The sequence below is a fragment of the Cupriavidus sp. HPC(L) genome, assembly GCF_000307735.3.
Taxonomy (GTDB): domain Bacteria; phylum Pseudomonadota; class Gammaproteobacteria; order Burkholderiales; family Burkholderiaceae; genus Cupriavidus.
Map to the genome: position 1 here is coordinate 1 of NZ_AMPR02000262.1, position 3,857 is coordinate 3,857.

At 67.9% G+C, this 3,857-nt stretch carries 3 protein-coding genes; all 3 read right to left on the bottom strand.

Annotated elements, in window-relative coordinates; all coding sequences use genetic code 11:
• Positions 1 to 175: 175 nt before the first annotated feature.
• Positions 176 to 2,026, bottom strand: coding sequence for a PhoX family phosphatase (locus tag B551_RS15120; protein WP_006577762.1), 1,851 nt, complete (start codon positions 2,024 to 2,026; stop codon positions 176 to 178).
• A 298-nt stretch (positions 2,027 to 2,324) separates the two neighbouring features.
• The gene (gene alkB / locus B551_RS15125) at positions 2,325 to 2,990 is read right to left on the bottom strand and encodes a DNA oxidative demethylase AlkB (protein WP_006577761.1); all 666 of its coding nucleotides are present in this window, start codon (positions 2,988 to 2,990) and stop codon (positions 2,325 to 2,327) included.
• Between the two features lie 309 nt (positions 2,991 to 3,299).
• Positions 3,300 to 3,857, bottom strand: a 558-nt coding sequence (locus tag B551_RS15130; RefSeq protein WP_023264445.1) for a flagellar hook-length control protein FliK, incomplete at its 5' end; no start/stop codon positions are given.

The window sequence follows — 3,857 nt, forward strand, 5'->3', positions numbered from 1 at the left end:
CGCTGGCTCCCGCGCGCGGCGCCGCTGGCGCCGCTTGCCGGCGGCCGGTTGACGGCAAGCGATTGCGCCTTAGCGCAGCCCACCGCTTTCACGGCAACAAGCAAAAAGCCCGACGGCAGGTCGCCGTCGGGCTTCTGGGAGTGCCGGCGCGGGGGCCGGCATCGAACGCCGAGACTTAAGCGCCGATCGGCTTGCCGTCCTTGTGGCGAACCACGATGGTCGACGAGCGCGCCGGCAGGCTGGCGCTAGGCCATGCGCCGTTCGGGTGCTGGATGTTGATGAAGAACGTCGTCAGGTCCGGCGTGTAGGCGATGCCGGTGATTTCGCAGCCGTGCGGGCCCACCAGGAATCGCTTGCACTCGCGGGTCTGCTGGTCGACGTAGTGCATCGAGTTGGCACCGAAGATGTCGGTCGTGCTGGCGCCGGTGCCGGCGTCGGTCTGCACCCACAGGCGGCCCTTCGGATCGACGCGGATGCCGTCCGGGCTCGAGAACGTGTCGCCGACGATATTGCCCTTCAGGTTCTCCGCGGACAGCGACGGGTCGCCGGCCAGCAGGAAGATTTCCCAAGTGAAGGTGGTCGCCAGCGGCGAGTCGCCCTGTTCCTTCCAGCGGATGATGTGGCCATGCGGGTTGGTCGCGCGCGGGTTCGCCGGGTCGGTGACGCGGCGGCTGCCGTTGTTGGTCAGCGTGCAGTAGACGGTCTTGTCCAGCGCAACCGTGATCCACTCCGGACGGTCCATCAGCGTGCCGCCGGCAACGCGGGCAGCGGCCTTGGTCTTGATCAGCACGTCGGCCTGCGAGTTGAAGTCGACGATGGTCGGCGCCGGCGGCGTGGTCGATTGCGTGTAGTTGCCCGGATCGCTGGCACCGGTCACCAGGCCGTTCTTGCCGTGCGTCAACTCAATCCACTGGCCCGTGCCGTCGCCGTTGAACTTGGCGACGTACAGCGTGCCCTGGTCCAGCAGGTTGGCGTTAGCGGCGCGGTTGTTCGGATCGAAGGCATTGCTCGGGATGAACTTGTAGATGCAGCCCGGGGTGCCGTCGTCGCCCATGTAGAACGCCACGCGGTTGTTGGCGTCGGACATGAAGGCGGTGTTCTCGTGGTCGAAGCGGCCCATCGCGGTGCGCTTGGTCGGCGCGCCCAGCTGGTTCAGCGGGTCGATTTCGACGACCCAGCCGTAGCCCTCTTCCGGGTTCGACTGGTCGAGGTAGTTGTCGGTCGTTTCCTCGCAGGTCAGGTACGTACCCCACGGCGTGTTGCCGCTCGAGCAGTTGTTCAGCGTGCCGACCACGCTGCCGCCGATGGCGCTGGCCGCCGGGCCGCCGACCTTGTAGATCGTGTTGCCGGTATAGCGCTTGTTGTAGCGCGAGTCACGCTTGACGCGCCACTTGCCGTCGACGAATTCGATCTCGATGATCGACACGCCGACCGACGACAGTGCCAGGCGCTTCTGCTCGGCCGTCGCGGTGGCTTCGTTGTAGCTGCCCGGGAACAGGATGGCCGAATCCATCGCTTCGTGATTGATCGCCAGCAGGCCGCCCTTCTGCGGGTCGACGCCGGGGATCTCGAAGAAGTGCATGCCGTCGTGGTTGCCGCCGGCCTGGCGCTCGGTTTCGGCCGAGCTCTGGAACGAACCGCTATAGCCGACCGAGCCGATCTCGACCGGATCGCCGGCGGAGAACAGGACCTCGTACGAGTAGTTCTCCGGCAGCGTCACGGTGTCTGCGGTGACCTTGTCCGCCACCGGGTTGAAGCCGATGCTGTAGTCCAGCGGCTGGCTCGGGGTCGGGCCGGGAGCCGGAGCCGGGGCCGGGGCCGGCGCGGGATCGTCGTCGCCGCCGCAAGCGGCCAGCAGGCTGGTCGAACCGAAGACCGACAGCAGCGACAGGCTCAGGCCGCCGCGCAGGACCTTGCGACGGGCCGGGTTGGCGGCGACGATCTCTTCGAGCGTCTGGCCGGGAACGGTAATGTAGCCTTCAGCCGCACGGCGCGACTCGCGCGCCTTATCGGTGATGTAAGACATGACGGGGGACCTCCCTTTGTTGGATTGAATGCCGGGCATCGCATCGCGGCCATGTCGAAGCCTTTTTTTCGAAGGCATGTCGTGGACATTGCGCGGCCGCATCGTGCCAATGCGATGAATGCAGCGGCAAGTGCAAATTGACGGCGAGGTGGATGCTAGGGGCGGTCCGTGACGTCGCGATGAAAAGATGTCTGATGCAATGGCATCAAGTGCATGGGAAGCCGCGGCCGGTGTGCTTGGCGACGAATCTTCATCGACGCTTCATCGATATGTCATCGCGCCGTCATGGCCGCGTGCTTCAGCCGGCCTTGCGAAAGGTCAGGTTCAGGCGAAGCGCCCCGGTCAGCGGGTGATCGCCCTCGGCCAGCGGCGCGATGCCGTGATAGAAGAGCCGGCTCGGCCCGCCCCAGACCGCGATATCGCCGTGGGCGAGGCGCACGCGCGCCGGACGGTCGGCGCGTTTTGCTCCGCCGAACAGGAAGACTGCGGGCAGGCCCAGCGACACGGAGACGATCGGCGCGCGCAGATCGCGCTCGTTGCGGTCCTGATGCAGCGACAGCCGCGTGCCGGGCGTATAGCGGTTGATCAGACAGGCATCCGGCGCGAAGCCGGGATAGCCGGCTGCGGCGGCGGCCTCGCGTGCCAGCTCGGTGAAGACATCCGGCATCGCGGGCCAGCGCCGGCCGCTGTCCGGGTCGATGGGGTCGTAGCGATAGCCGCGCTCGTCGGAGACCCATCCGAGCGTGCCGCAATTGGTCATTGCCACCGACATGCGAAAGCCGCCGGGCGTGATCAGATGACGGAAGGGGGCATCGGCCTGAACCTGCTCGATCGCCTCGCGCAGCGCGGTCGCGCGGGACAGCGCAAAGCCGCGCAGCACAACGGCACCCGGGCCGATCGCTTCGCTGTGTTCCCCGCCCCGGCTATCCGGCTCCGGCAGGTTGTCGAACAGGTCGAAGGTCATGGGGGTACCGCGCGTATCGATTCATTGGGAGGGGAATGATACGCCGGTGAGCGGGCTACCAGCGGGTTGGCTGCCCTCTCCCGCCTGCGGGAGAGGGAGAACACAGTGGGTCCTTCTTGCGGGTCGGGCGAGCGTATCAACTACCGCTGGTTTGCTCGCCTCTCCCGCTTGCGGGAGAGGGGTTGGGGGAGAGCGAAACGGCGGTCGTTGTGCGAACGCTGTCCGCAATGACGATCGCCCCTTGCCCTCTCCCCGGCCCTCTCCCGCACGCGGGAGAGGGAGAACACCAAGAGGTGACTATTTGCGGACTCAGGCGAACGTATCGACCTCACCCAGCGCCACGCGGCGCGGCGCGGTCGGGGCCGTCGCGGTCTGGGTCGCGGCAGGCTGCTGGAACTCGGTCACCCCCTGCGCGAAGCCCTGTCCGCGGTGTTGCGGGGCCTGCTGCTGGCCCTGTCCCGGCTGGCCGGCGAACTGCTCGGCGCCGACCGAGGTCTGGCCCAGCTGGATGCCGCTGTCGGCCATCGCATGGCGCAGTTGGGGCAGGGCGGCCTCGACCGCCGCGCGCACGCTGGCGTGCGGCGAGACGAACTGGGCCTGGGCCTGATCGTTGACCACATTGAGCACGACCTTCAGCGGGCCGAGGTCGGGCGGATTCAGTTGCAGCTCGGCGGTGTGGTTGCCTTGCGTGGTCAGGCGGACCATCTGCTGGCCGAGGGCCTGCGGCCACTGCGGATCGCCGACGCGCGGGGCGAGCGGCAGCGTGACCGGGCCCTGCGCACCGGTTTGCGCGCCGAGCGTGGGGGCGGTGCCATGCGCCAGCGGTGTGGCGCCTTCGATCGGCGCGGCCACCGCGCCGCTGTCTTC

Excerpts from the sequence above, each read along its gene's own strand:
- B551_RS15120 (WP_006577762.1), bottom strand. The coding sequence starts at position 2,026 with ATGTCTTACATCACCGATAAGGCGCGCGAGTCGCGCCGTGCGGCTGAA.
- alkB (WP_006577761.1), bottom strand. The coding sequence starts at position 2,990 with ATGACCTTCGACCTGTTCGACAACCTGCCGGAGCCGGATAGCCGGGGC.